Source organism: Kitasatospora sp. NPDC127121, assembly GCF_042677305.1.
In the GTDB taxonomy this organism is placed as follows: Bacteria; Actinomycetota; Actinomycetes; order Streptomycetales; family Streptomycetaceae; genus Kitasatospora.
The window spans coordinates 20,260-46,116 of record NZ_JBHXTQ010000004.1 but is presented as its reverse complement, the minus strand read 5'-3'; the positions used below and the strand labels follow the sequence as shown (position 1 = coordinate 46,116).

The window sequence follows — 25,857 nt, the reverse complement described above, 5'->3', positions numbered from 1 at the left end:
AGCCGGCTCGCCGTCGACAGGCTGATCGACGACCCGAGGACCAGGATCATCGTCTGCTGCGGCTCCGGCGGCGTCGGCAAGACCACCACCGCCGCGGCGATCGGCCTGCGGGCCGCCGAACGCGGCCGCAAGGTCGTCGTTCTGACCATCGACCCGGCCCGCCGGCTCGCCCAGTCGATGGGCCTCACCGAGCTGGACAACACCCCCCGGGTCGTCAAGGGGGTCACCGGCGACGGCGAGCTGCAGGCCATGATGCTCGACATGAAGCGGACCTTCGACGAGGTCGTGCTCGCCCACGCCGAGCCCGAACGGGCCAAGGCGATCATGGAGAACCCGTTCTACCAGTCCCTGTCGGCCGGCTTCGCGGGCACGCAGGAGTACATGGCGATGGAGAAGCTCGGGCAGCTGCGCGACGCCGAGGAATGGGACCTGATCGTCGTCGACACCCCGCCGTCCCGCTCTGCGCTGGACTTCCTGGACGCGCCCAACCGGCTCGGCTCCTTCCTCGACGGCCGGGTGATCCGGATCCTGACCGCCCCGGCCAAGGTCGGCGGCCGCAGCGCGATGAGGTTCCTCAACGCCGGCATGGGCCTGATCACCGGCACCCTGGGCAAGATCTTCGGCGCCCAGCTGCTCACCGACGTGCAGACCTTCGTCAGCGCGATGGACTCCATGTTCGGCGGCTTCCGCGAGCGCGCCGACCGCACGTACCAGCTGCTCAAGGCGCCGGGCACGGCGTTCCTGGTGGTGGCCGCGCCGGAGCGGGACGCGCTGCGCGAGGCGGCGTACTTCGTCGACCGGCTCGCCGCGGACCGGATGCCGCTGGCCGGTCTGGTGCTCAACCGGGTGCACGGCTCGGGCGCGCCGCAGCTCACCGCGGAACGGGCGCTGGCGGCCGCCGAGGCACTGGAGGAGAACGGCTCGGAGCACGCCTCGCCCGAGGCCGAACTGCTCGCGGCCGGGCTGCTGAGGCTGCACGCCGAACGGATGCAGATCATGGGGCGGGAGCGCCGCACCCGCGACCGCTTCGTCTCCGTGTACCCGGACGTGCCGATCGTGGAGGTCGCCGCGCTGCCCGGCGACGTGCACGACCTGGACGGGCTGCGCGCCATCGGGGACCGGCTCAGCGGCACCGCGTAGGCACCGGCCCGGCCCGGGCGCCCGGCACCGGAGCGCCCGGCGCGAACGCCCTCGATGTGGATGTCCTCGATGCGGATGTCCTCAGCACGGATGTCCTCAGCGTGAACGTCCTCGGCGCGGGTGCGCCGGACACGAGTGCGCCAGGCATCGATGTCCTCAGCCCGATGGCCCCCCGGCACCGGTCTGCCACGGCGCGGGTCCGCACCGCGCCGGCGTGCTCAGCCCGCCTGGGCGTAGTCCGTCAGTATCACGCCGGTCGCGAGGGACTCCTCGTACTCGGTGCGGGCCGTCTCCAGCAGCCTCCGCCACGAGATGACCGTCGGGCGGCGGCGCAGCAGCGCCCGGCGCTCGCGTTCCGTCATCCCGCCCCAGACTCCGAACTCGACCCGGTTGTCCAGTGCGTCCGCCAGGCACTCCGTGCGGACGGGGCAACCGCTGCACACCGCCTTGGCGCGATTCTGCGCCGCCCCCTGGACGAACAACTCGTCCGGATCACTCGTGCGGCAGGCGGCCTGCGCACTCCAGTCGTCAACCCAGCCCATCCCGGCGCCGTCCTCTCCCGTATCGAGGCTCCCCCACGGCGGCAACGGCATATTCACCGTTGCCAGTTGAGGACGTTACGGAAGAACGACAGCGAGCAACAGCCCCTCCGGGCTCAATCTCGCATGACCCGATTGGACTATGGGTACCGGTCAGCTCACTCGTTGGAGTGATCGCAGGTCGCAAGCCTTGTCAATCGCGGCGCAGCAACTCTCGCCACGCGCGTCATCACAGAGCGCTACCGTTCACACGAGTGCAGCAGGCCGCAGCCGCCTCAAAAACCCTCTAATATCGGGCAATTCGGGCAAGTCTCTGCACTCACAAGAGTGAATGGTGTTGACGCACCGAAGCTGTCGCAAGCTTGTGACAAGCGTAGGGGAACACCTGCCCCTATGGGCGGGATTCCGGGACGTAGGGTTCTCCTCATGGCACCGAAGCGCCCCCAGGCATCCCAGCCCCCAGGCAACACCGGAGCTCCGCGCGATAAGCGCCGCGAGTCGCCGCTCGACATCGCGGGACACGGAGTGAAGTTCCTGGGCGTCAGCGTGCTCTCCGGAGTCCTGCTGGCAGGCCTCGCCCTGCCCGCCGTCGGCGCCATCGGGCTGACCGCCAAGGACACGGCGGAGAGCTTCTCCAACATCTCCGATGACTTCAAGACCCCGCCGCTCACCCAGGCGACGCAGATCTTCGACGCCAAGGGCGGCCTGATCGCCAAGGTGTACGAGCGCGACCGCACCGTCCTCACCGCCGACCAGATGTCACCGTTCATGCGGCACGCCCAGGTCGACATCGAGGACGCCCGCTTCTACGAGCACGGCGCCGTCGACCTCAAGGGCGTGCTCCGCGCCATCGGCAAGAACGCCGAGAGCGGCACCACCTCGCAGGGCGCCTCGACGCTGACCCAGCAGTACGTGAAGAACGTCAACGTCGAGAAGGCCGGCGACGACCAGGCCGCGGTGCTGGAGGCGCAGCGCAAGACCCTGGGCCGCAAGATCCAGGAACTCAAGGTCGCGATCAAGCTGGAAGAGGACCTGTCGAAGGACCAGATCCTCACCAACTACCTCAACATCACCTTCTACGGCCACCAGGCCTACGGCATCGAAGCCGCCTCCCAGCGCTACTTCAGCAAGAGCAACAAGGACCTGACCGTCGCCGAGGCCGCCACCCTGGCCGGCATGGTGCAGAACCCGTCGTCCTACGACCCGGTGCGCTACCCCGACAACACGGTCAAGCGCCGCAACGTCGTGATCGACAAGATGCTCGAGAACAAGCACATCACCGCGGACCAGGCCAAGGAGGCCAAGGCCGCCCCGCTGGGCCTGAAGTTCAAGGACCCGCAGAACGGCTGCATCACCGCCCAGGCCGGCATGGGCTTCTTCTGCGACTACGTGCGCCACGTGGTCAAGCAGGACCCGGCGTTCGGCAAGAGCGTCGCCGACCGCAAAAAGCTGTGGGACACCGGCGGCCTGAACATCTACACCACGCTGGACCCGGACAAGCAGGCCGCCGCCCAGAACGCCGTCACCAAGAAGGTCAACGTGACGGACACGGTCTCGGCCGCCGCGACCATGATGGAGCCCGGCACCGGCAAGATCCTGGCCATGGCCCAGACCCGCCCGTACGGCCTGGACCCGAACAAGAACCAGACCGTCGTCAACCTCAACGTCGACTCCGCGATGGGCGGCGGCAACGGCTTCCAGACCGGCTCGACGTTCAAGCCGATCCTCGCCGCGGCGGCCCTGGAGTCGGGCCTGTCGCCCACCCAGCCGTTCCCCTCCGAGAACAAGATCGACTACCCGCAGATGACCACCTGCACGGGTACCTGGAGGAACACCGACAAGCCCAAGGCCACGGTGAAGAACGAGTCGACCGGCGAGGTCGGCCCGTACGAGCTCAAGCAGGCCATGGCCCTCTCGGTCAACACCTACTTCGTGCAGATGGAGCAGCAGGTCGGCCTCTGCGCGATGAAGCAGATGGCCAACAAGCTGGGCATCACCCAGTCCGCCAAGGGCGACGCCTTCCAGGAGGTCCCCTCGATGGTCCTCGGCACCCTGGAGCTCAGCCCGCTGACCATGTCGAACGTCTACGCGACCTTCGCGGCCCGCGGCAAGTACTGCACCCCGGTCGCGATCAACAAGATCAGCACGGTCGACGGCAAGGAGGTCAAGGTCCCGCAGACCACCTGCAGCCAGGCCTTCTCCGAGCAGACCGCGGACGCCCTCAACACCGTCCTGCTCAACGTGACCGAGAAGGGCACCGCGGCCGCGCTCAAGCTCGACGACGGCCGGCAGATCGCCGGTAAGACCGGTACCACCGACGAGAAGAAGGCCGCCTGGTTCAGCGGCTACACCCCGTCGCTGGCCACCTCCGTCTGGCTCGGCGGCCCGGCCGGCGGCGTCAAGATGAAGAACATCAACATCGGCGGCAAGCACTTCGACGAGGTGTTCGGCGCCGACGGCCCCGGTCCGATCTGGCAGCTGGCGATGAACCAGGCCCTCAAGGGCTCGTCGCCGGAGCAGATCCAGACCATCAACATCCCGGACCCGGCGCCCAAGACCGACCCCAACGCCAACCAGAGCGGCGGGGCCACGCCGCCGGCCGACCCCAACGCCCAGCAGCAGCCCGGCGGCAACCCGCCGCCCCAGGGCGGGAACCCCGCGGGGAGCCCCGGTGGCAACCCGGGCGGGAACCCCGGCGGCGGCAACCCGGGCGGCGGCAGCAACAACGCCGGCGGGATGATCGGCGGCGGGTTCACCTTCCCGCCGGGCGTCATCGGTGGGAACAACGGCGGCAACGGTGGCAACGGCAACGGCGGCAAGCACGGCGGCAACAACGGCTGACCGGCCCCCGGCCCGGGCACGACACGACGAAGGGGCGCCCTCCGAGATCACTCTCGGAGGGCGCCCCTTCGGGCTTGGCCGACGGTGCCATCCGGGCCCTGGACCTTCGGGCCCCGGCCACCGGCACCCTTCGGGCCTTCGGGTCTGGCAGCGGGGCTCAGCCCGTCAGCGCCGCCCTCACCGCGGCGGCCACCCGGCCACCCTCCGCCAGGCCGTCCACCTTCGGCTTCACCAGCTTCATCACGGCGCCCATCGCCTGCGGACCGGCCGCCCCGCTCTCGGCGACGGCGGCCGCCACGATCGCGGTCAGCTCCTCGTCGGAGAGCTGCTTGGGCAGGTACCCCGCCAGCACCTCGCCCTCCAAACGCTCCCGGGCCGCCTGCTCCACCCGGCCCGCGGTGTCGAACGCCTCCGCCGCCTCCCGGCGCTTCTTCGCCTCGCGGCCGATCACCTTCAGCACCTCGTCATCGGACAGCTCACGCTTCGCCTTACCCGCCACCTCCTCGCTGGTGACGGCGGCCAGCGTGAGCCGGATGGTGGACGAGCGCAGCTCGTCCCGGTCCCTGATCGCGGCCGTAAGGTCCTCGTGCAGCTTCGCCTTGAGCGTCGTCATGGCCCCGAGTCTCCCACCTGCGGCGTTCGGTCGCTTGCCATTAACCGGCCCGTCGGCAGACACCGGGGCCACCGGCACGCAGCGGACCCGCCGGCACGTGGCCGACCCGCCGGTGGCCCCGCATCCGCGCACGGCCACCGGACGTTCACCGGCTGATCCACCGTCTGAGAGCATGGAGCGATGCGACCGCTGTACTCCGTTCCCCTCGGCTTCGCCGCCGCCGGCGCCGCCTGCCTCGCCTACTCCGTCGGGTACGAGGTCCGTTCCTTCCGGCTCCGCCGGGTCGAGGTCCCCGTCCTGCCCCACGGCGCCCGGCCCATCCGGGTACTGCAGGTCTCCGACATCCACATGGTGAGCGGGCAGGGCAAGAAGCAGCGCTGGCTGCAGAGCCTCGCCGGCCTGCGCCCCGACCTCGTCGTCAACACCGGCGACAACCTCTCCGACCCCCTCGGCGTCCCCGCCGCCCTGGACGCGCTCGGGCCCCTCATGGACTTCCCCGGCGTCTACGTCTTCGGCTCCAACGACTACTACGGCCCGGCCCGCAAGAACCCGGCCCGCTACCTCCAGGCGATGCGCAGCGGCGCCCACGGCCTCAACAACGCCGACGGCACCGGCCGCCGCGGCATCACCGACGCCGTCCACAACCCGTGGGAGAAGCTCCGCGACGGCTTCGACGCGGCCGGCTGGCTCGACCTCACCAACACCCGCGGCCGGCTCACCATCGACGGCCTCGACCTCGAATTCACCGGCCTCGACGACCCGCACATCCGCCGCGACCGCTACAGCGAGGTCGCCGGCGGCCCCTCCCCCGACGCCGACCTCTCCCTCGCCGTCGTCCACGCCCCCTACCTGCGCGTCCTCGACGCCTTCACCGCCGACCGCTACCCGCTGATCCTGGCCGGCCACACCCACGGCGGCCAGCTCTGCATCCCCTTCTACGGCGCCCTGGTCACCAACTGCGACCTCGACGCCCGACGGGTCAAGGGCCTCTCCACCCACCAGGCCGGCGGCCGCCGCTCCTACCTCCACGTCTCCGCCGGCTGCGGCACCAACCGCTACACCCCCGTCCGCTTCGCCTGCCCCCCCGAGGCCACCCTCCTCACCCTCACCCCGGCCCCCCGCTGACCTGCACCGGACGCCCGCCAAGAACCGGATTTCGTGTCTCGGCGAGCGTCCGGTAGAGTTCTACTCGTTGCGAAGGAGACGGAGCAACAAACCGCAGGACCGGGGTGTGGCGCAGCTTGGTAGCGCGCTTCGTTCGGGACGAAGAGGCCGTGGGTTCAAATCCCGCCACCCCGACCCAGTACAGAGGGCCCATCGGAGAAATCCGGTGGGCCCTCTGTCGTTGTGCGTGACTAACTGAGTGACTAAGCCTCAGAGCCTTCGGAGAACAGGTCATCCATGATCGTGGCACCGGTCTGAATCACTGGGCGGATCTGCTTCCTGTAGACCTCCTCCGTGACGGCCGTGCTGGAGTGGCCGACCAGTCGGGAGATCTCTTCCAAGGCCACGCCGCTGTCCGAGAGCAGGGAAACGAAGCTGTGGCGCAGCTCGCGGGGCGTCCATTCGGCGGCGTTCACACCCTCGGCCTTGGCGATGGCGGTGCGGAAGGCCCGGCGGACGTGGGAGGGATCCAGCTCGGTGCCCACGGCGGAGTGGAAGACCAGGTTGTTCTCCTCCCACCTGTCGCCGGCGGCGAGGCGGTCCCAACCCTGATCCACCCAGTGGTCCCAGAGCGCTTCGACGCAGCGAGCAGGGAGCGCGAGCGTCCGGCGAGACTTCCGGGTCTTGGTGTCCCCGGTGGCCCGGACCGAGCGCCACACGGCGATGTGGGGTGGGATCGGCGGCTTCACGTCGGGCTGGCCCTTGAGGAACACGTGGTCCCAGGTCAGGGCCCGAAGTTCCTCTGTGCGCCCCCCGGTGAGGAGGGACACCACGATGTAGGCGTACATGGAGGTCTTCTTCACTGCCTTCAGGACCGCTTCGGCCTGAGCGAAGGTCAGCGCCTTCGACGGCCGGCCGGGCTGTCCGGTGGGGACGGAGCACAGCTCGACCACGTTGCGCTTCACCTTGTCCCGGGCCATGGCGCGCTTGACGGCCCGGTTCAGGCAGGAGTGGAGGCCCTGCAGAGTACGCGTGCTTAGGGTCTTGGCCTTGTTCGCCAACCACCTGTCCACGTCTTCGGCGCTGAGGTCCCGAAGCTTGCGGGCGCCCAGGGCTGAGGTCACGTGGGTGCGGCACAGGATCGTGCAGGTGGTCACGGTCTGGTCGTCGCGGGCGGCGAGCCCATACGTCAGCCAGTCGTTGACCGCGTTCTCCACCGTGTAGTTGGTGGGTGCGATTGCCAAGCCGTCCTCGAAGTCCCGCAGGACCTCTTTCAGCTTGTTCTTGGCCTCCGTCTTGTTCTTGCCGCTCCCCCGCTTCACGATGCGCTTGCCGCTCGGGTCGAAGCCGAGGCTCGCCGTTGCTATCCAGCGTTGGCGCTTCTCGTCCCAGTGGAGACCGCCGTCTCCCCTACTACGGCGCTTGGTCACCGGTTCCCCCTTGCTTCGCGCTCCAGCAGCGCTACGTAGTCGGTGATGGCGGCCGCAGGGATACGACGGGAACGGCCCTCGCTGACGGTGCGAAGGCGTCCCGTGCGGATCAGGTCGTAGATGACCGTCCGGCTCAGGTTCAGGACCTGCACGACGTCCGCCACCCGGTAGAGGATCGGCTCTGTCGCGGTGGTCACCAGTCCCGCTCTTCTCGCGCGAGTTGTGCGCGTATCTCCTGTCGGTCGGTGGTGTGGCGTTCGTGCAGGTCCCGGGCGATGGTGGCGGCGAGCAGGGATTCGCCCGGGGAGTTTCCGGCGCCGGCGAAGGTCCAGTGGGCGAGGACCAGGGTTTCGGCGTCGGGCAGGTCGTCCAGGTCCGGGAGCCCGGCGGCAAGCAGGCGTTCCCGGAGTTCGGTGCGGGCCTGGTCGGCGCGGTAGTCGGCGCGGACCTGGCGGAGGGCGCCGAGCGTGGTCGAGTAGGTGGGGGACTTGCTGGAGAAGTGGCCGCGGAAGCCGAGCATGTGGGACCAGTGGGCCAGCAGGCGGCCGGGGTAGTGCCCATCGAGGTCCCAGCAGGTTTCGATCAGGCGGCGGGTGTGGGCGGGCAGGTCGTGCCGGTCGAGTTCGTGGCGCTCCAGGATGCGCCGGTCCACGGTCTCGGTGGTCTCGGCGGACTTGGTGGCGTACTTGGCAATGTAGGAGGCGACGGCCCGTTCCGTGATCTCCCCGCCAGCGAAGGCGCCGATCGGACGCACGTCGACCTGCGTGCCCCACTCCAGGACCCGGGCGGGCTGGTCACCGCCGGCAGCGACAGGGACACCGGCGCGGCGGGCGGCGGCCCGGATCGCGGCGTCCAGCAGGGCGACGGTGGCCCAGGCGGGCGGGGGCGTGTCGGGGCCGCCGGGGCCGTCGATGCGGATGACGGCGTGGAAGTGGACGGCGCCGCGGCGCTGGTACTCGGCGACCTTGCCGAACGAGATCTTCGCCTGCTCCTTGAAGTCCCGCTGGTAGAGCCCGGTCATCTTCGCCATGACCCGGAACAGGTAGATCGTGAAGCGACGCCACAGGTCCGGGGCGTGGTTGTTCCACAGCACCGCGTGCCCGTACTCGTAGCGCTCCGGGGCCAGTGGCGTGCCAAGCAGAGGCGAACCGGCGGGGTGGGCGTGGCCGCAGCGGCAGGTGCCCTTGTCGGGCCGGTTGTGGACCGGGCCGAAGCTGGGGGCGGTGAGGGTGGCGAAGACCCGGGGGTGGGAGCGGACGGTGGTCGGGACGTTCTTGGTGGTGTCTCCGGCGAGCCCGGCACGGATCAGGTGGAAGGTGTCCGCCGAGTACGTCCGGGCGCAGGACGGGCAGCGGGAGGAGCGGCGGTTGCCGCAGGCAACCTTGAGACGCTGGCCGGGCTCGTGCTCCGTCGAGTACCGGTGCCAGACGGCGCCGGTGGGGGCGTGGGTGAGGGTGCGGAAGCCCTTGAGGTGGATCGGGTTGGAGCAGCCGCCGGTACGGCGGATCTGGTCGTGGAGACGGGGGAGGTCGCCCCGCATGGCGAGCCGGGCGAGGTCGGCGAGTGCCAGGTGTTCGCGCTCGGGGTGGAGGGACGGCATCATGCGGCCACCGCCAAGGAACGCGAGGCGGGTTCGAGAACCGAGAGGAGGACTTCGACCGCGAGGCCCGGCGGGACGGCGTTGCCGATCTGCTCGAACTGCTTGGTCCGTGAGCCGGTCCACGGGTGGCTGGCGGGGAAGTCCTGGAGAAGCCCCGCTTCGGCGGTGGTCAGTTCGCGCTGGGGGCTGGAATCGGTGGCAGAGAGCTTCCACGATCGGGCTCGACCCGTCAGGGTCCAGGCGGGCCCGGCGGTGGTGAAGCGGTTGCCGCCGCCGGTGTGTTCACCGCGGGTGACGACATCGCCAGTGGCCAGGTTGAGGACGTCGGCCATGGTGTTCCAGGCGGCGCGGCCGGGGCCGAAGAGGCTTTCGGGCTCGGGCACCTTGGCGTGGGTGGCTTCGGGTGGGGCGACTTGGTGCGTCGTGGAGGCCAGGAGGAAGGCCCGGCGGCGGGTCTGGGGGATGCCGTAGTCGGCGGCGTTGAGGACTCCGACCCACGTCGAGTAGCCGATGCCGCGCAGGACGCGGGCGATGTGGGCGAAGAGGGGTTCCACCGAGGGGACCTCTTCCAGGGCGATCCAGTCGGGGCGGAGGTCGAGGGCGTACCGCAGGGGTTCGACGGCCAGGAGCGAGCGTGCGTCGGTGGCGGTCCGAAGGGCGGCGCGGGTGTCGCGGCCGGCGGCGAGGTCGTCGAGGCCCTGGTGGCAGAGCTCGATGTCGTCGGCTCCGGCGCCGAGTCCGGCCGTGCTGAAGGTCTGGCAGGGCGAGGAGCCGATCAGGCCGGAGACCCTTCCGACGAGCGGCGCGGTCGGGTAGGCGGCGACATCGGTGCGGATGGTGCGGTGACCGGCGGCGGCGCGGGTGGCGCAGGCGGCGGCGTCGATCTCCAGGCCGGTGTCGGTGTGGCCGAGGCGGCGCAGGCCCTCGGACCAGCCTCCGGGGCCGGCGAACAGGTCGATGATGTGGCGCTTCAAGGTGATGCCTCCCTTCGTGGGGAGGCCCCGGGACGGACCAGTGGCACCAAGTCCCGGGGCCGGGCTGGTCAGGACTGGTCGGCGGGCTTCTGGTGGCGGTCGGTCCACTCTTCGGCGCAGACCTTGTGGACGGGCTTGCCGCGGTCGGAGCGCAGGTTGGTGGGCTTGTCGCAGACGCCGCAGGGGGCGGGCTGCGGGGCCCAGTGGCGGGAGTCGCGCCAGTCGAGGAGGGCCATCGGTCAGGCCGCCTTGGCGGTGGTGGCCAGCGGGCGGGCGATGGTGCCTGCGCCGTTGCAGGTCGGGCAGGTGACCGGGACGGTGGCGCGGGAGCCGTCGCGGCGGCGGACACCGGTGGCGATGACGACGGAGGCGAAGCCGGAGCAGTTCGGGCAAATCCGGCTCGGGGCGTGGCTGTGCTGCGGCATGATGGAGCTCTCCTTCGTGGGCTTCGGTTCAGGAAGGGGTTGCGGCCTCGGGGCGGCGGGATGCTTGGCGGCGTGTTGCCGCCCCGGGGCCGGTCTTCGAATCAGCGGCGGCGGGAGGTGCGGCCGTCGCGCTTGTGCGCGTACATGTCCCGGTCGGCGCAGGCGAGTGCGTCCGTGAGCGAGACGACCGGCAGCTCGGCGACGGGGCAGATGCCCACCGAGGCGGAGGCCGGGAGCGTGAGACCGGAGTGCGGGACCGGCTGGTTGAGGGCTGCGCGCAGGTCGGGCAGGCGCTCGGGGGCGTCCAGGACAACGGCGGCGAACTCGTCCCCGCCGAGGCGGGCGGCGATGCCGGGACGGCCGCACCAGGCGGACAGGCGGGTGGCGGTTGCGGTGATGACCGCGTCGCCGGCGGCGTGGCCGTAGGTGTCGTTGGTGGCCTTGAAGTCGTCCAGGTCGATCAGCAGTACCGAGGCGCGGTCCGGGTGGCGCTGGGTCAGCCGGTGGGCGCGGGTGGTGAAGCCGTCGCGGGTGTGGAGCCCGGTGAGCGGGTCGCGGCGGGCGGTCGCGAGGCGGCGGTTCAGCCAGGCGCCGTGAGTGGTCCATCCGATCAGCGGTGCACCGGCGGCAAAGATCGTGGGCAGATCCATGTGCGGTCCTTCGTGATGGGTGTGGTCGGGGGTCGCGATCTCCGGGGCGGCGGGATGCTGGCGGCGTGTTGGCCGTCCCGGTGAGGTCAGAGGCCGAGGCGCTGGGCGCGGCTGGCGGCCTGGGCGAGCAGGTGGTGGATGTCGGCCTGCTGGGTGGCGGGGCGGTCGTTGTACTCGTCCGGGGAGCTGGCGGGACGCCCGGTGGCGTGCAGAATCTCCATGAGCTGGACGCGGGCGGTGGTGACGGTGGCCGGGGTGCCGTAGCCGTGGGCGAGGACGGCGGCCTGGGCGCCGAGGAGGCAGACGCGGCCGGCGGAGTCCCACATGGCGCCTTGGAGCCAGCCGAAGGCGCCGATGTAGCGGGAGGTGAGCCGGAGGTGGCCGGCGGCGCTCACCGACACCGGGCGGGCCGGGCGGTGGGTGATCCGGTCGAGGAGCGTGAACCGGGGCGCCGGGTAGCCGGCGGTCCAGGGCTGGACGGTGGAGCCGAGCGGCGAGACGTACGGGACCGTGATGCGGGCCGGGGCGGGAAGCGAGGCCAGGTACGCCTCGATCTCGGCGACGAGGCCGGAGCCGTCTACGGTGACCAAGGGCGGCAGACGGACAGTGATCGCCATGGCCAACTCTCCTTTCTGGCTTGCTACTTGTTGGAGGTCTTGTTGATGACGCTCACGCCGTCGCGGGTCGTGTTGTCGATCAGTGGGGCGGCGGAGGTGCCGGCGAGGTAGAGGCCGAGGAGGACGAGCGCGGCGACGGCCCACCAGCGCAGTCGGAGGTGCCGGACGATGAACCAGGCGACGATCGCGAGAATGACGATGAACGGAAGCTGGATGTTCACCAGGCGAGCCCTTCAGGCGAGTTCGGCGACGAGCGCCGAGGCGAGCGGGTCCTGAACCCCGAGGCGGGCACGAAGCGTGGCGGCGTCGATCGGGGTTCCCGTGCGGGTGTGGTGATCGTCGGCGACCTTGCGGGCGTGGTCGAGGAGGAAGGCCGGGACCGTGGGCGCGGGGGCCGGTGCGGGAACCGGTGCGGGAACCAGGGTCGGCACCAGTACGGGAGGCTGGGGTGACGCCGGAATGGGAGCCGGTTCGATCGCCGGGACAACCGCAGGAGGCGAGACGGGCGTCGGCTCGACGTCCGGTTCGGTGATCGGTTCTGCGGCGGTGACGTAGAGCGGCGGGACGTCGTTGGGCTCGCGGTCGTCCGGCTCCGGCTCGGCTGTCGGGGATTCCGCGGTGGGCGTGGTGGTCGAGTGGGCGAGCAGGGTGCCGCCGAGGAACGCGGCGGCGGGCCAGCCGGCGACGAGAACGCGAAGCCAGGCAGGGGCGTTGCCGAGATCGAGCAGTCCGGCGGTGCCGACGTTGGCGCCGAGCGAGGCGGCCAGCGCGATGACGAACCAGCACCAGGCGAGCCGGCGAGCGGTTCCGGAGCGCATCCGGCGCCAGGCGGCGACCAGCAACAGGTCGACGGACACCGGGTAGGCCCAGGACTTCCAACCGGCTTGGCCGGCGGCTGCGGCGAGGTCGTGGAGGTGGGCGAAGGAGAGGGCGGCGGCGATCACCGCTTGTGCCAGTACGGCGTCCAGTTTGGGGAGTCGGCGCATGACGTACTCCGTCAGACCTGGTTCTTGTCGAGGGAGAAGAAGAGGACCGCGCCGCCGGTGAGCTCCGGCTGGTGTCGGGTCAGCGTGGCGATCGCCTTGTCGAAGATGTCGGCGCGGGTCATCCCGGGCGAGGGCGTGATGATGTTCGCGAAGGTGCCGATGGCGGTCGCGCCGGGCACGGTCTGCTGCAGCGTGAGGACGCAGTGGTAGGTGTCCTGCTTCATGGCTTGTCTCCCGTGTGGAGTGCGGACCGGGCGGCGATCTGGTGGTCGACCGCCCGTCCCGTCGCGGCTGGGTTATGCGGGGGCGGTGCCAGCGCCGAGGCAGTCGAGGCAGGTCGCCTCCTGCTGGGCGACCGGGCGGCGGCGCGAACCCCGGCCGGCGTAGACGGTCTCAGTGGTCTGGCCGGTGCCCTTGCAGGGCCCACAGGGCGAGGGCTTCGGCGGCGCGGTGCGCTTGCGGGCGGCCACCGGGGTCACCGGCTGTTGCGCTGGGCGCGGTCGGCGGCGGCGCGGGCCTCGCGGGCGAGCTGGGCGGCGTCGCGGTCGTGCGGGTTGGCCCTGGCGATGCGCTCCAGGAGGTCGGCCTTCTCGGCGAGCAGCGGGCCGGCGTCGTCGTTGTTGTCGCGGGTGGCCTTGAGGTGGCCGAGGAAAGCGCCGATCTCGGCGATGGACGGCTTGCGGGACATTGGTGATCTCCTCACGTCAGGCATGGCGGGGTAGGGACTTGGCGCGATGCGGCCACGCCGGCCGATGGGGGGGAGGTGTCGCTACTTGCCGAGCGAGACCGGAACCAGGTCCGGCGGCGTCGAGGGAATCGGCGGAATGCTCGCCGGGCTGGCGACCTGCGGGCGGAAGGCCGCCAGGCGGTCCAGGTCGGGCGTCAGGTGTGCGAACTCGCCGCAGCGATCGGCGACTTCGGTGAGCGAGCGGTACGGCGTGCGGATCTCGGACCACTGGCCGGAGGCGTCGCCGGCGACCGCCATTCCGGGCATGTCCGGGCTGATCCTGGTGGAGGCCGTGACTGCGTCGTCGGAGATGTCGCCGAGACCCATCTTCGCCGTCTCCAGGTCGTTGACCCGGTGGACGGTGCGGCCGGTGAGCTGGGAGCGGAGCAGGGTCGCGCCCTTGCCCAGTTCCGAGCCGAAGCGCTGGCCCGCGATCTCCAGGTAGATGCCGGCGGCGCGGGCGAGTTGGGCCAGCCGGATGAGCGCCGTGACGATCTGGTTCCGCCGTTCCTCATCGGCTTTGCCGGCCGCCAGGAAGAGTTCGGCGATCTCGTCGACCAGGACGACGATCGGGACCGGTCGGACATCCTCGGGCAGGCCCCAGATGTCGGCGGTCAGCTCCTCGGCGGCGACTGATCCGGGGACGCCCTGGTGGTCGCGGATGAGGTCGTACCGGTCGTCCATCTCGACCAGCAGCGCGAGTAGCAGCCCGAGCGCTTCGCCCTGGTTGGTGGCCAGAGCGGACAGCCGCGGGGCGAAGGGGCGCTGTTCAACGCCGCGCTTGCAGTCGATCCCGACCAGGGCGACCGGCTGAGGGGCGAGGCCGTGGACCAGGTTGCGGGTGAACATCGACTTCCCGGATTGGTTGGCGCCGAGGTTGAGCCCGTTCGGAGCCTGCCGGTAGTCCCGGTGGTGAACGGTGCCGTCGGCCCGCAGCGCGACCGGAACCCGAAGCAGCTCAGGGGACTTGGCGATGGCCCGGCGCGGCATACGTACGTTCCGCAGCACGTCGAAGCCGACGATCCGCAGGTCGACTACCCCGGGCTTGACCTCCGAGACGTGAACCGCGTGGACCTCCCAGGCGTGCCGCAGCCGTTCGGCGGCGTCGACCAGGTCCGCCGTCTGCTGACCCGGGGCGAGACGGAGTCGAATCCGCAGGCCAGTCGAACTCGGCTGCACTCCACGGATCACCGGCATCGCGGGCTTGGCCGGCCGGTCGGTGCCGGATGAGGACATGGCGCGCCAGAACGTGGGCTCCACGGTCAGCCCACAGGCCTCCATGACGTTCTCGAAGTCGTGCCGGATGCGGTGGACGGCCAGCGGCAGGCCGATGGTCGCCCAGTAGGTCCGGGGCATCTTTGTCTTGGCGTAGAACGCACCGACGCCGACCGTGGCCGCTGGGACGCTCAGCTCCAGGAGCGTCGTGGTCAGGGTGTCCACGGCGATCAGGCGTTCGCGCCGGCGAGGACCGGGGAGGCGATCGTCACAGCGTCGGCCCGGAAGGCGATGCCGGAGCGCTTCTGACCGTTGAACTCGTTCTCCCACGGCCGGGCGATCAGCCGGGTGAGGGCGACCAACACGCCGGGAGCCAGCCCGTCCGGGATGCCCGGCTGCGGCACGGTGAGGGACAGGATGTCCGCCTCGCCGTTGGCCACGAACGTGACATCCAGGGTGACCAGCGGCGCGCCGGTCTCGGCGTCCATGGCCATCTCACCGGTCCGGCGGTCCTTGAGCTTCGGGCGGGGCGCCTGGGCGACCATCACCAGTGCGGCGGTCGTGTCGACAGGGATGAAGCGCATGAGCTGGGCTCCTTCATCTTCAGCGGCCCGTAGGGGCGGCTGGGAAAGGTGGCGGCGTGTTCGGCAGCATCCCGCTAAGGGGGGGTTACCACCGGGGATCGCGCCTCCCCAGGTGCTAAGGGGGGCTTATCACTAGATTGGACCCGCCTAGCCGCAGTGTCAAGCCCCCCTTACCATTGGTGTCATGAGACTTGCTCCGCACGTCGGTTGGGAGGTGCCGCGCCATGATCGATGAGGTTCGGCGCGTAGCGGCCATCAAGGACCATCGCGTCCGGGTCAAGGCTTCCGTGGAGCTGATGGAAGAGCTGCAAGCCGCCGTGATCGAGACCTCTCGGATGCGGAAGGAGAGCATCGCCTGGCTCCGGCAGAGCGGCCTGTCCATGGCCGAGGTCGCGAAGCTCATGGGAGTCAGCCGCGCGCGCGTGGCCCAACTGAAGGATGCAGGTCCGCCGGCTGAGCGCGCGTTCCTCGGCGTGGACCGGGTGAGCGTTGCGGTACCGCAGCGGCCGGGAGAGCGCGAGTACGTAGCAGTTGAAGACAGCGCCACCGGCCAGCAGTTGATCAATCTTGCACACCGACTCCAACTCGAAGGCGAGCTTGAGTACATCCCCACCACGGGAGCCATCGACCTGAACCGAGACGGCTTGGTCGTTGTGTGCGGACCGAAGACGTCGCCCGTCACCGCAGCTGCTCTGGCCGCCGACCCCCGGCTGTCGTTCGAGACACTGGAAGACGGCAGGTGGGCACTGATCGACCGGGAGAGTGGACAGGTCATCACTTCGCCAACCGATGACCCGGAGAGCCCCCAGCTTTCAGATGTGGCCTACTTCGGGCGGTTGCCGCGGCCGGATCGCGTTGGATCCTTCCTACTGGTCGCGGGTGTGCACGCGGTGGGTTCGCTCGGGGTCGCGCACTACCTGTCGACCCATATTGCCGGGCTGTACGGCGAGATCAGCGACCAGTCGTTCTCCATGGTCATCGGCTGCGACTACGAGGGCGGCACCAAACGCGTGCTCGCCAGCCGGGCCCTGACCGGCGTACTCCGCCACGAGGAAGCCTGACGTGCTGGTCTCGGTCGCGACGGCCCCGAACCCGGGCCGGATCAATGAGGACTTCGCGGTCGCCAGCCCCGAGACCGTTGTTCTCCTCGACGGTGCTGGGCTGCCCAGCAGCATGAACACCGGCTGTACTCACGGTGTGCCATGGTTCGTGCGAACCCTTGGTGCGAGCATTTTCAAGCACGCGACCGAACGGCCGGCGGCGCTGACCGAGTGTCTTGCGGACGCGATCGACTCCACGGCTCGACTGCACGCGGGGACCTGTGACCTGGGCAACCCGATGACGCCGACGTCCACGGTGGCAATCACGAGAGCCCGCGGTGATGCCTTTGAGTGGTTGGTGCTCGCAGACTCGACCGTTGTGCTTAGCCTGCCCGACGGAATTGACGTGATCTCGGATCACCGGGTGTCGGCGGTCACTGACCGGCAACGAGCCGACATGGCAAAAGAGTTGGAGCATCTTCCCGAATCCGAGAGGCGGACGGCTCTGGCCTACGCCCAGAGGCAGCTCATGAACAGCGCGGCTGGCTACTGGGTCGCTGCCACCGAAGCTGGTGCTGCCGAACAGAGCCTGACCGGGGAGGTGTCATTGTCAAGGGTCCGAGCCGCAGCAGTTCTGACAGATGGTGCAGTCCGGGCCGTTGACGACTTTGGGGTCATGGGCTGGCCCGACCTCATGAGCCGGCTGGAGACGAGTGGCCCACGCGGGGTCATCGACCACACGCGGGAGCTCGAACGCTCAGATCCACAAAGGCGACGCTGGCCCCGCTCGAAGTGCCACGACGATGCCACGGTGGTACTCATGCAGCGCGAGCCGGAAGGCTTGCTGGGCAAGCAGTAAGTGATCCTCAGGGCGTGAGCGCCGGTTCTGTGCAAGCCCATGCGGGCGGCGTGTGGGGTGGGGGTAGGTAGCTGGAAGGGGTGTGAGGGGGTGGGGTCAGAAGATGACTGTTACGAGTTTCGCTACTGGTTCAAGGGCGCGCACGGCGCGCCCGCGCGCGGCCCAGCCGCTCGCCGCCGCTCCTGTCTTGCGCCCCGCGACGGCGGCGGCCGGCCGCGCCCGGCGGCCGACGGCGATGGGGCGGGTTGAGGCCACTACCGGTCGTGGCTGGTGACGGGCGGCTCCACGGTTTTACCCACCTGTCAGGACCGGGACCCGCGTCGAGCAAGACCGGGGGGCCACTCGGCCAAATTACGGTCAGGCCCAAAGAGCCCTGACCGAGTCGCAACAGCTTACGGCCCCCCGATCATGCTCGACCCCAAACCAGACAGGACACCGGCCAAAACCGCTCCGCCACCCGCGAGCTCGAAACGCAGCTCAATCGGTGGCTTCTAGCCTTCTCCCCTTGCGTCGAAAAGATCTCTTGGGTGTCGCCATGATGCTGTCAGGGGCGAAGTAGGCCCGAATTTCCCCCGTCAGCTGGTCGGCCAATGGGGCCAGGCTGTCTGTTTCCCGATTGTACCGGTTGTCAACCCATGAGAAGGAGGCGTTCGTGAGGTCGTCCAATGTGGGATACCTCTCAGGCATCTCCTTTGCTGCTGCTTCGATCACCGGCCCCAGGCCAACCGTCTTCTTTGTAACGGCGTCAAGAAAATCAGATAGGAGGCTGGCAATATGTGAGGGCAGTAGGGGGTTCTTGAGTAGCTCCCTGAAATCGGAAACGCGGTCACTGTATTTAAGGGGCAGAGAGAGGTCGAGATGCCTGTACGTCCAGGATGGTGGCTTGCTCGGCTTGCCTAGGGGGCCTGGGGTGATCTTGTCGCTCGTATCCAACTCCAGGGCCTCTTGAGCTATAAGCGACGACGGGCAAAGCTCGACCCTGTATTCACGGACCTCCATAGGTCGCTTCATATCAAACGCATATGAAAGGTATGCGTCATAGAGTTTGGCCACATTCGCCGTCAGGAGTTCCGTGAAATCGAAGCCGCCCGGATGAATGGATTGACGATCTCCATTCAATAGGTTCAGAGTGTCGGCGAGAACATCAACCTGCTTTTTGAAGATTTCGGTCTTGATTGGCTGGAAGATAGTTCTCTTGGCGTTCCTGTATGAAAGGGTTGCGACTACCGATGTGGATGTCCAGAATGCAATCTGAGAAATGGTTGAAATGTGTGAGAGGGTGAAGATTTCGGCGTTGGCAAGGTTTCCTGCAGTCACGATGGTGATGTTCTCATAGTCCAGAGCGGGATTGGGGTGAGTTGCGAGGATTGGTTCCTTCGGTGAGAGCCTGGAGGGTCTGCCGGGCATTACTGAAGGCGGCGTGGTGTTGGCCGGACGGCGTTAGAGGTCTTCGACAGTGAAGCGACTGCGCCTCGGCTTTGACGTCGACTCGCCGTGCCGCAGGCGTGCCAGATCGAGCGGTGTGTGGCGGTCGGCCGTGGGCGCTGGTGGGGTGGTGGCTTGGGAACGGGTAGGTCGGGTGGGGTGCAGGTCAAGGTAGGTGGCGCACGCCAAGCCTTGTAGAGCAGTGATCCCAGTTGGGCCTGATGCTGTCGGACACGGCTGGCAAGATCAAGGGATCTGTACGCGCGTATGGAGGGGGAGTCATGGGCCGGGTGCTGGGCATGGGCGAAGTGTTTCGGTACACGAGTGCGAAAGATGCGGCGCCGGCGACCGTCGATGACTTCAGCAACTTCTACTACGTAACAGAAAGCCCAGGTCACAAGCGCGCGCTGCTGGAGGCCGGGATCAACGCCATGGCGAAGGTCAAGGGAGCTGACGAGCTGCGGCGGCCAGCCGTGATGATTCGATCCAGCCCGTGGAAGGCGGGGTCGGAGCAGACACCGTGGCACGACGTGTTCGACCTGGACAACGGGCATGTGCGCTACTTCGGCGACCACAAGGCCGAGACAACGAAGCCGCTCGGGAGCACCAATGGCAACGCGGCTCTGCTGGAGACATTCGACAGGCACCAGGCACCGACGGTCGAGGGTCGGGCTGCCGCGGCTCCGCTGCTGCTGTTCCGCTCGGTGTCGCGAAACGGTAAGCCCAAGGGGCACGTCGAGTTCTGCGGCGTCGGCCTGATCGAGCGCGCGGAACGGGTGGTCCAATGGGCAGGGCAGGCCGACGCCACCTTCACCAACTACGTCTTCGACTTCGCGGTGATCGACCTATCCGCCGAGGACGACAAGCTGGACTGGGACTGGGTCACGGCCCGTCGCGAAGCCGGACGGTCTGATGCCGATGCGCTGGCCCTGGCACCGACCGCGTGGCGGGAGTGGGTCAAGCATGGGCACTCGGCACTCCCGCGGGTGCGCCGGCGCGTGGCCCGCAGTCGGGTGGTCAAGGTGAAGGACCAACGACCGGCTGAGAACAGCCGCTTGGAGGCCGAGCTCCAGGCGGTCTACCGACGCTTCGACGGAGACAAGCACGCGTTCGAAACGCTGGCTTCCGCGGTTGCTGCACGGGTGTTGCGCGCATCCGGACACAGCTACGTCGAAGAGTGGCTCACGCGGCGGTCGGGCGACGGCGGTGCCGACTTCGTGGGTCGGCTGGACCTGGGAACCGGGCTGGCTGGCACAAAACTTGTGGTCCTCGGACAAGCCAAGTGCATCAAGCCCGACAGCCTGGTGTCGGCCGAGCAGATCGCCCGGGTGGTCGCCCGACTCCGGCGCGGCTGGATCGGGGTGTACGTGACCACCGGTGCCTACTCGGAGGCAGCACAGCTGGAGATGGTCGAGGACCAGTACCCGATTGTCCTTATCAACGGGCAGGACCTCGTGAAGGAACTCCGAGAGATCGCTCGCGAGGACCACGGAGGCGACTTGTCGGCTTGCGTCGAGCACCTCCTGAACAACCGAACGATAGAGGTTCTCAACCGTCGCCCAGAGGAGACCCTTCTCGGCTGACCGACCAAGACCGAGTGTCTAACTGCGCTACAACGGGTGCGTACTTCGGCGGACGGCCATGGACGGTCGGGGACCGTTCGGGCAGGTCAGCGGCGCTGCTCGCCAAGGTCGGCCGGGTGCCTTAGTTGCTTCGGGACGAAGAGGCCGTGGGTTCAAATCCCGCCACCCCGACCCAGTACAGAGGGCCCATCGGAGAAATCCGGTGGGCCCTCTGGCGTTGTGCGTGACCGACGTTGTGCGTGACCGACTGAGTGACCGTGCCTCAGTGTGGAGCGCCCACCCGTGCCGCAGCCCGTGCGGAGTTTCCCGGGATCTGGGCCGGCGGCGAAGGTGGGGGCAGCCCCCGCGAGTGGAGATCAGGGCCCTGCCGGAGGTGTTTCGGGAGGGCCCTTTGGTGTGGGTGGGGGTGTCAGAGGGTGGTGGGGAGGTCGGTGCGGGAGGTGATGTGGAGTTTGGGGTACGCCTTGTAGAGGTGGTGGGCGATGGTGCGGGGGCTGAGGAAGAGTTGGGCGGCGATCTCGCGGTTGGTGAGGCCTTGGGCGGCCAGGCGGGTGATCTGGAGTTCCTGGGGGGTGAGGGGGGAGTCGGGGGTGCCGGTGGGGCTGCTGGTGGGGGCCGGGGTGCCGGTGGCGGTGAGTTCGGTGCGGGCGCGGGCGGCCCAGGGGTGGGCGGCGAGGCGTTCGAAGGTTTCGAGGGCGGCGCGCAGGTGGGGGCGGGCGTCGGTGCGGCGGCGGGAGCGGCGCAGCCATTCGCCGTAGAGGAGGGCGGTGCGGGCCTGCTCGAAGGGGCGGTGGGTGCCTTCGTGGAGGTCGAGGGCGGCGCGGTAGGCCGGTTCGGCGAGTTCGTCGGGGCCGAGCAGGGCCTGGCAGCGGAGCCGGAGCGCTTCGGTCCAGGGGCGGTCGGCGGCGGCGCTCCAGCGGGCGAAGCGTTCGTAGGGTTCGGCGGAGCGTTCGGGGGTGCCGAACCGGACGGTGGCTTCGACCAGGTCGGGGACGGCCCGGGTGGCGCTGACGTGGTGCCGGTGGGGGCCGGTGGTGAGAGTGTGCAGCCGGTCGGCGGCGTCGCCGGCGCGGCCGTGGCCGAGGTCGAGCAGGGCTAGTGCCCAGTGGGCCCAGGGGCGGCCGGCTGCGGGGGCGGCGGTCTGCGGGCCGGTGGTGGCGAGGGATTCGGCGGTGAGCCGGGTGCAGCGGTCGGTGTCACCGTCGAGGGCGGCCAGGTAGGCGAGGAGCGCGGTGAGTTGGCTGGTCCACTGGTGCTGGCCGGTGTCGCGGGCGAGGGCGAGGGCTTCGGTGGCGGTGACTTCGGCGTCGCGGTGGCGGCCGTGGAAGAGTTCGGCCTCGGCGAGGAAGAACTGGAGGGTGGGCATCACGCCGATGGTGCCCTTGGCGCGGGCTTCGGCGACGAGTTCGCCGCCGAGTTCGGCGGTCTCGTCGTCGCGGCCGAGGATGAGGGTGGCGCCGCAGAGTTGGACGAGGTCGACGGGGGTTTCGGCGCCGGCCTTGCGGGCTGCCGCGGTAGTGTCGCGGGCGGTGGGGGGCTGCGGTGCGGGCCGGCCGAGGGCGGGGAGTACGGCGGCGGGCAGGTGGCGGGCGAGCGGGGTGAGCGGGTTGTCGTCGGCGAGCGGTAGCGCGGCCAGCCGGTCGAGGACGGCGATCACCGGTTCCTCGCCCGCGTACCAGGCGGTGTGGAAGGCCTGGAACAGCATCCGGGCGGCGTGCGGCGCCTCGATGGCGGTGCCGGCGGCGTCGAGCAGCAGCCGGTAGGCGGTCGGGTAGGAGCCGCGCCAGAAGTGCGCGGTGGCCCTGACCTGGTCGAGCAGGGCGTGTGCCAGGGGGTTGTCGGTGCGGGCCCCGGCCTCGTCGGCGAGTGTCTCGGCCTGCGCCAACTTCCCTTCTTCGGTGGCGGCTTCGGCGGCCAGGACGAGGCGGCGGGTGGCGGTGTCGCGGTCCGGGGTGAGCCGGGCGGCCCGCTCGTACGCGGCGGCGGCGCCGCCGTGGGCGCCGCGGGCCTCGGCGCGGACGGCGGTGCGTTCCAGCGCGTCGGCGAGGGCGGCGTCGGGGGCGGTGGCGGCGTGGGCCTGGTGCCAGGTGCGGCGGTCGCCGTCCGGCAGCACTCCGGCGATGGCCTGGTGGATCGTCAGTCGCTGGTGGTGCGGGGCGCGTTGCAGGATGGCGGCGCGCAGGAGCGGGTGGCGGAAGGCGATCCGGCGGTCTGGGGTGACGCTCGCCAGGCCCGATTCCTCGGCGGGGCCGAGGTGTTCGGCGGGGACGCCGAGGGCGGCCGCGGCGGGCAGGACGACGTCGAGTTCGCCGGTCTCCTCGGCGGCGGCGACCAGCAGGAGGGTCTGGGTGGCCGGGGGCAGGCCGGTGACCTGGCCGTGGAAGGCGATCAGCAGCCGGCTGGTGAGCGGCAGGCCGCCGGGCGCGGGTGCCGGCGAGCCGGGGGTGTTCGCCTGCGCCCCGGTGGCGATGGGGAGTTCGGTGAGGGCGAGCGGGTTGCCGGCCGCCTCGACGAGCAGCCGCTCGCGGACGGCGGCGGGCAGGTCGGGGCCGGCCCGGTGGTCCAGGAGCCGGGCGGCGTCGGGCTCGGGCAGGCCGGTCAGTCGGAGCTCGGGGAAGCCCGTGGTCGGGAGTTCCGGTGCGGCGCCGCCGGTGCGGGCGGCGAGCAGCAGGGCGACTCCTTCGGCCTGGAGCCGGCGGGCGGCCAGCAGCAGGGCGTCGAGGGAGGCGTCGTCCAGCCACTGTGCGTCGTCGACGACGCACAACAGGGGCTGTTCGGTGGCGAGTTCGGCGAGCATTCCGAGGGTGGCGAGCCCGACCAGCAGCCGGTCGGCCGGGGCGCGTTCCTCGGCGAGCCCGAACGCCGCCTCCAGGGCGCGCCGTTGCGGCCCGGGCAGGGCGTGCAGCCGGTCGAGGCCGGGTGCGAGCAGCAGGCTCAGCCCGGCGAAGGGCAGTTCCGCCTCGTACTCGACGCCTGCCGCCCGGATCACCCGGAACGCCTCGCCCGCCCGCCCGATGGCGTGGTCCAGCAGCGCGGTCTTGCCGATTCCGGGTTCGCCCCGGAGCAGCAGCACCCCGCTGCGGCCTTCCCGTGCCGCGTCCAACAGTCCCGCCACGACGGACTGTTCGTGTTCCCTCCCGTACAGCATGCCCCCGACCCTACCGAGGCCCTCCCGGCCGCAGGTACGGGCGGGCCCGCCGAGCACACCTACGTACCCCCCGCCGGACGCTACGCACCCCCATGCCGATACGTGACTGATTCGCCTGTTCCAGCCCGTCCCTACCTTTGTGAGCAGCGGGAACGAGCCGCTCAACCACCCACCGGGACACGGGAGAAGACCATGACCGAGATCACCGCCACCGCCCTCCAGCAGCTCGCCGAGCGCTACCTCGCGGTCTGGAACGAGACCGACCCGGCCGCCCGCCGCAAGCTGATCGACGAGGTGTGGGCCGTGGACGGCCGGTACACCGACCCGCTGGCCGCCGTCGCCGGCCGGGACGCGATCGACGCGCTGATCGGCGCGGCCCAGGCCCAGTTCCCCGGGCTGGAGTTCACCCTCGGACCGGTGGACGCGCACCACGACATCGCCCGGTTCACCTGGAACCTCGGGCCGGCCGGCGCCGAGCCGGTGGTGATCGGCTTCGACGTCCTGGTGGCCTCGCCGGACGGGCGGATCGGCTCGGTGTACGGCTTCCTGGACCGCGTCCCGGGCGCCTGACGGCAGGCCGGACGGGTCGGGGGCGACCCCACCGCCCCCGACCCACTCCCCCCAACCCCACTGAGGAGAAGCCGAGATGAGCTCCGTCCTGACCGCCCGCCCATCGACCGCGACCGCGACCGCGACCGGCAATGCAACCGACAATGCGCCCGGCGCCGCGAGCAACACTGCGAGCACCACCGCGAGCACCACCGCGCCCGAGGTCGAGGCGGCGGCCGGCGCCCCGCGCGGCCTGCTGGCGGTCGTCCTGACCGCCACCTTCATGACCGCCCTCGACTTCTTCGTCGTCAACGTCGCCGTCCCGTCCGTCCAGGCCGACCTGGGCGCCGGACCGGCCGCCGTCCAGTGGGTGATCGCCGGATTCAGCCTGGCCCTCGCCGCCGGCCTGGTCACCGCCGGCCGGCTCGGCGACCGGTACGGCCGGCGCCGGGTGTTCGGGCTCGGCCTGGCCCTGTTCACCCTCGCCTCCGCGGGCTGCGGCCTCGCCCCCACCGCCGCCGCACTGGTCGGCGCCCGGGTGGTGCAGGGCCTGGCGGCGGCGCTGATGGGCCCGCAGGTGCTGGCGATCCTGCGGACGGCGTTCAGCGGCGCGGCGCAGGCGCGGGCCTTCGCCCGGTACGGGCTGACCATGGGCGTCGGCGCGGTGTTCGGCCAGTTGATCGGCGGGCTGCTGATCCGGGCGGACCTCTTCGGACTCGGCTGGCGCAGCTGCTTCCTGATCAACCTCCCGATCGGTCTGGCCGCCCTGGCCCTGGTCCGCCGCTGCCTGCCGGAGTCGCGCGCCCCGCAACGGCCGGGCCTGGACCCGGTGGGCGTGCTGCTGGTCACCACCGCGCTGACCGCCCTGGTGCTGCCGCTGATCCAGGGCCCCGCACAGGGCTGGCCGCTGTGGACCTGGCTCTGCCTGGGCGGCGCGGTCGCCCTGCTGGCCGGCTTCGTGGTGCATCAGCACCGCACCCGGACCCGCGCCACCGCCACCGCCACCGGTTCCGGCAGCGACTCCGGCCCCGGCTCCGCCGCCCCGCTGGTCGACACCCGGCTGTTCCGGACCAGGGCCTTCGGCGCCGGTCTGCTCGCCCAGCTCGCCTTCTGGCTCGGCCAGGCGTCCTTCTTCCTGGTGCTCGCCCTGTACCTCCAGCTGGGCCGCGGCCTGGACGCGCTCGGCGCCGGGCTGGTGTTCACGGCGATCGGCCTCGGCTACCTGCTCACCTCCAACGCCACCCACCGCGTCGCCGCCCGGCTCGGCGGGGCCCGGACGATCGGCGTCGGCGGGCTGCTGATGGCCGTCGGGCTGGGCCTGCTCGCCCTCGCGGTGTACGGCGCGCCGGGCGGGAGCGTGTGGTGGCTGACGCCGGGGCTGTTCGTGGACGGCCTGGGGATGGGCCTGGTGATCGCCCCGGTGACCTCCGTGGTGCTGGCCGGGGTCGAGCCCCAGCTGGTCGGCTCGGCCGCCGGGGTGCTGGCCACCGTGCAGCAGGTCGGCGGGGCGCTGGGCATCGCGCTGATCGGCCTGCTCTACTACGGCGGAGGCGACCCGGCGGCCGCGTTCGGCCGCAGCGTGACGGCGCTGGCGGTGCTGGAGCTGGTGCTGGTGGGCCTGGTCCGGCTGCTGCCGCGGAAGGGCTAGCGGGACCGAGCGGGCGCGCGGGAGCGGACGGACTCACAGGAGCGGACGGGCTCCCGGGAACGGGCGGGAGGGACGGGGCGAGTGGGGCGGGCCGGGGCGGACCCGGCCCGCCCCCCGCCCCGACGGGAGCACGCCCCGGTCGGGGAGTGGACCCGCACGG

27 protein-coding genes and 1 tRNA gene are annotated in these 25,857 nt (G+C 70.5%); 9 read left to right on the top strand and 19 right to left on the bottom strand.

Going from position 1 to position 25,857, the window contains the following annotated elements; translation table 11 throughout:
• Window positions 1–21: 21 nt before the first annotated feature.
• Complete coding sequence (locus tag ACFVHI_RS04350) at window positions 22–1,140, top strand: ArsA family ATPase (RefSeq protein WP_063351282.1); 1,119 nt, start codon at window positions 22–24, stop codon at window positions 1,138–1,140.
• 218 nt (window positions 1,141–1,358) lie between these two features.
• Here the strand turns inward: ACFVHI_RS04350 and ACFVHI_RS04345 are convergent, their stop codons facing one another.
• Entirely contained in the window at window positions 1,359–1,682 is a 324-nt protein-coding gene (locus ACFVHI_RS04345) for a WhiB family transcriptional regulator (RefSeq protein ID WP_030240986.1), read from the bottom strand.
• A gap of 522 nt (window positions 1,683–2,204) precedes the next feature.
• On the opposite strand from ACFVHI_RS04345, the gene ACFVHI_RS04340 reads away from it, so the two are divergent.
• On the top strand, window positions 2,205–4,520 hold the full coding sequence (locus tag ACFVHI_RS04340; RefSeq protein WP_380335628.1) for a transglycosylase domain-containing protein: 2,316 nt from the start codon (window positions 2,205–2,207) through the stop codon (window positions 4,518–4,520).
• Between the two features lie 157 nt (window positions 4,521–4,677).
• Here ACFVHI_RS04340 and ACFVHI_RS04335 read toward each other — a convergent pair whose 3' ends face one another.
• The gene (locus ACFVHI_RS04335) at window positions 4,678–5,133 is read right to left on the bottom strand and encodes a GatB/YqeY domain-containing protein (protein ID WP_063348660.1); all 456 of its coding nucleotides are present in this window, start codon (window positions 5,131–5,133) and stop codon (window positions 4,678–4,680) included.
• Window positions 5,134–5,313: 180 nt separating this feature from the next.
• Here ACFVHI_RS04335 and ACFVHI_RS04330 point away from each other — a divergent pair, with 180 nt between their 5' ends.
• Window positions 5,314–6,258, top strand: a complete 945-nt coding sequence (locus tag ACFVHI_RS04330; RefSeq protein WP_063348659.1) for a metallophosphoesterase — start codon at window positions 5,314–5,316, stop codon at window positions 6,256–6,258.
• A 100-nt stretch (window positions 6,259–6,358) separates the two neighbouring features.
• Window positions 6,359–6,432: transfer RNA gene (locus ACFVHI_RS04325), tRNA-Pro, on the top strand.
• Between the two features lie 68 nt (window positions 6,433–6,500).
• On the opposite strand, the gene xerC is transcribed toward ACFVHI_RS04325, so the two are convergent.
• The 15 genes from xerC to ACFVHI_RS04250 form a co-directional block, all read right to left on the bottom strand.
• The gene (xerC, locus tag ACFVHI_RS04320) at window positions 6,501–7,667 is read right to left on the bottom strand and encodes a tyrosine recombinase XerC (protein ID WP_380335624.1); all 1,167 of its coding nucleotides are present in this window, start codon (window positions 7,665–7,667) and stop codon (window positions 6,501–6,503) included.
• On the bottom strand, window positions 7,664–7,864 hold the full coding sequence (locus tag ACFVHI_RS04315) for a helix-turn-helix domain-containing protein (protein ID WP_380335621.1): 201 nt from the start codon (window positions 7,862–7,864) through the stop codon (window positions 7,664–7,666). Before ACFVHI_RS04315 ends, xerC begins: the two co-directional genes overlap by 4 nt.
• Complete coding sequence (locus ACFVHI_RS04310) at window positions 7,861–9,270, bottom strand: replication initiator (RefSeq protein ID WP_380335619.1); 1,410 nt, start codon at window positions 9,268–9,270, stop codon at window positions 7,861–7,863. Before ACFVHI_RS04310 ends, ACFVHI_RS04315 begins: the two co-directional genes overlap by 4 nt.
• Window positions 9,267–10,241, bottom strand: coding sequence for a DNA cytosine methyltransferase (locus ACFVHI_RS04305; protein ID WP_380335617.1), 975 nt, complete (start codon window positions 10,239–10,241; stop codon window positions 9,267–9,269). The genes ACFVHI_RS04310 and ACFVHI_RS04305 overlap by 4 nt, the downstream gene beginning before the upstream one ends.
• Before the next feature lie 68 nt (window positions 10,242–10,309).
• The gene (locus ACFVHI_RS04300; protein WP_380335615.1) at window positions 10,310–10,477 is read right to left on the bottom strand and encodes a hypothetical protein; all 168 of its coding nucleotides are present in this window, start codon (window positions 10,475–10,477) and stop codon (window positions 10,310–10,312) included.
• Window positions 10,478–10,480: 3 nt separating this feature from the next.
• Complete coding sequence (locus tag ACFVHI_RS04295) at window positions 10,481–10,666, bottom strand: hypothetical protein (RefSeq protein ID WP_380335612.1); 186 nt, start codon at window positions 10,664–10,666, stop codon at window positions 10,481–10,483.
• A 101-nt stretch (window positions 10,667–10,767) separates the two neighbouring features.
• Window positions 10,768–11,316, bottom strand: a complete 549-nt coding sequence (locus ACFVHI_RS04290) for a GGDEF domain-containing protein (RefSeq protein WP_380335609.1) — start codon at window positions 11,314–11,316, stop codon at window positions 10,768–10,770.
• An 86-nt stretch (window positions 11,317–11,402) separates the two neighbouring features.
• Window positions 11,403–11,933, bottom strand: coding sequence for a hypothetical protein (locus ACFVHI_RS04285; protein WP_380335606.1), 531 nt, complete (start codon window positions 11,931–11,933; stop codon window positions 11,403–11,405).
• Between the two features lie 23 nt (window positions 11,934–11,956).
• Window positions 11,957–12,154 carry a hypothetical protein gene (locus ACFVHI_RS04280; protein WP_380335603.1) on the bottom strand — a complete coding sequence of 66 codons (198 nt, stop codon included), beginning with the start codon at window positions 12,152–12,154 and terminating at the stop codon, window positions 11,957–11,959.
• Between the two features lie 12 nt (window positions 12,155–12,166).
• Window positions 12,167–12,919 (bottom strand): DUF2637 domain-containing protein, encoded by a 753-nt coding sequence (locus ACFVHI_RS04275; RefSeq protein WP_380335600.1) that lies wholly within the window; start codon window positions 12,917–12,919, stop codon window positions 12,167–12,169.
• An 11-nt stretch (window positions 12,920–12,930) separates the two neighbouring features.
• On the bottom strand, window positions 12,931–13,143 hold the full coding sequence (locus ACFVHI_RS04270) for a hypothetical protein (protein ID WP_363370533.1): 213 nt from the start codon (window positions 13,141–13,143) through the stop codon (window positions 12,931–12,933).
• 72 nt (window positions 13,144–13,215) lie between these two features.
• Window positions 13,216–13,389, bottom strand: a complete 174-nt coding sequence (locus ACFVHI_RS04265) for a hypothetical protein (protein WP_380335597.1) — start codon at window positions 13,387–13,389, stop codon at window positions 13,216–13,218.
• 5 nt (window positions 13,390–13,394) lie between these two features.
• On the bottom strand, window positions 13,395–13,607 hold the full coding sequence (locus ACFVHI_RS04260) for a hypothetical protein (protein ID WP_363370537.1): 213 nt from the start codon (window positions 13,605–13,607) through the stop codon (window positions 13,395–13,397).
• Window positions 13,608–13,688: 81 nt separating this feature from the next.
• Window positions 13,689–15,086: an FtsK/SpoIIIE domain-containing protein gene (locus tag ACFVHI_RS04255; RefSeq protein ID WP_380335594.1), complete on the bottom strand. Its 1,398-nt coding sequence runs from the start codon at window positions 15,084–15,086 to the stop codon at window positions 13,689–13,691.
• A gap of 5 nt (window positions 15,087–15,091) precedes the next feature.
• Complete coding sequence (locus ACFVHI_RS04250) at window positions 15,092–15,445, bottom strand: hypothetical protein (RefSeq protein WP_380335591.1); 354 nt, start codon at window positions 15,443–15,445, stop codon at window positions 15,092–15,094.
• Between the two features lie 224 nt (window positions 15,446–15,669).
• Between ACFVHI_RS04250 and ACFVHI_RS04245 the strand changes: the two genes are divergently transcribed.
• Window positions 15,670–16,506 (top strand): sigma-70 family RNA polymerase sigma factor, encoded by an 837-nt coding sequence (locus ACFVHI_RS04245; protein ID WP_380335589.1) that lies wholly within the window; start codon window positions 15,670–15,672, stop codon window positions 16,504–16,506.
• A 1-nt stretch (window position 16,507) separates the two neighbouring features.
• A complete protein-coding gene (locus ACFVHI_RS04240) occupies window positions 16,508–17,344 on the top strand; it encodes a hypothetical protein (protein WP_380335586.1) in 837 nt (278 codons plus the stop codon).
• Window positions 17,345–17,821: 477 nt separating this feature from the next.
• Here ACFVHI_RS04240 and ACFVHI_RS04235 read toward each other — a convergent pair whose 3' ends face one another.
• On the bottom strand, window positions 17,822–18,661 hold the full coding sequence (locus ACFVHI_RS04235; protein WP_380335583.1) for a hypothetical protein: 840 nt from the start codon (window positions 18,659–18,661) through the stop codon (window positions 17,822–17,824).
• A 389-nt stretch (window positions 18,662–19,050) separates the two neighbouring features.
• Here ACFVHI_RS04235 and ACFVHI_RS04230 point away from each other — a divergent pair, with 389 nt between their 5' ends.
• Window positions 19,051–20,352 (top strand): restriction endonuclease, encoded by a 1,302-nt coding sequence (locus tag ACFVHI_RS04230; protein WP_380335580.1) that lies wholly within the window; start codon window positions 19,051–19,053, stop codon window positions 20,350–20,352.
• Window positions 20,353–20,761: 409 nt separating this feature from the next.
• On the opposite strand, the gene ACFVHI_RS04225 is transcribed toward ACFVHI_RS04230, so the two are convergent.
• Window positions 20,762–23,500, bottom strand: a complete 2,739-nt coding sequence (locus ACFVHI_RS04225) for an AAA family ATPase (protein WP_380335577.1) — start codon at window positions 23,498–23,500, stop codon at window positions 20,762–20,764.
• 192 nt (window positions 23,501–23,692) lie between these two features.
• On the opposite strand from ACFVHI_RS04225, the gene ACFVHI_RS04220 reads away from it, so the two are divergent.
• Together ACFVHI_RS04220 and ACFVHI_RS04215 are read left to right on the top strand one after the other, a co-directional pair.
• The gene (locus ACFVHI_RS04220; protein WP_350881950.1) at window positions 23,693–24,070 is read left to right on the top strand and encodes a nuclear transport factor 2 family protein; all 378 of its coding nucleotides are present in this window, start codon (window positions 23,693–23,695) and stop codon (window positions 24,068–24,070) included.
• A gap of 76 nt (window positions 24,071–24,146) precedes the next feature.
• Complete coding sequence (locus ACFVHI_RS04215) at window positions 24,147–25,697, top strand: MFS transporter (RefSeq protein WP_380335573.1); 1,551 nt, start codon at window positions 24,147–24,149, stop codon at window positions 25,695–25,697.
• Window positions 25,698–25,857: the final 160 nt, after the last annotated feature.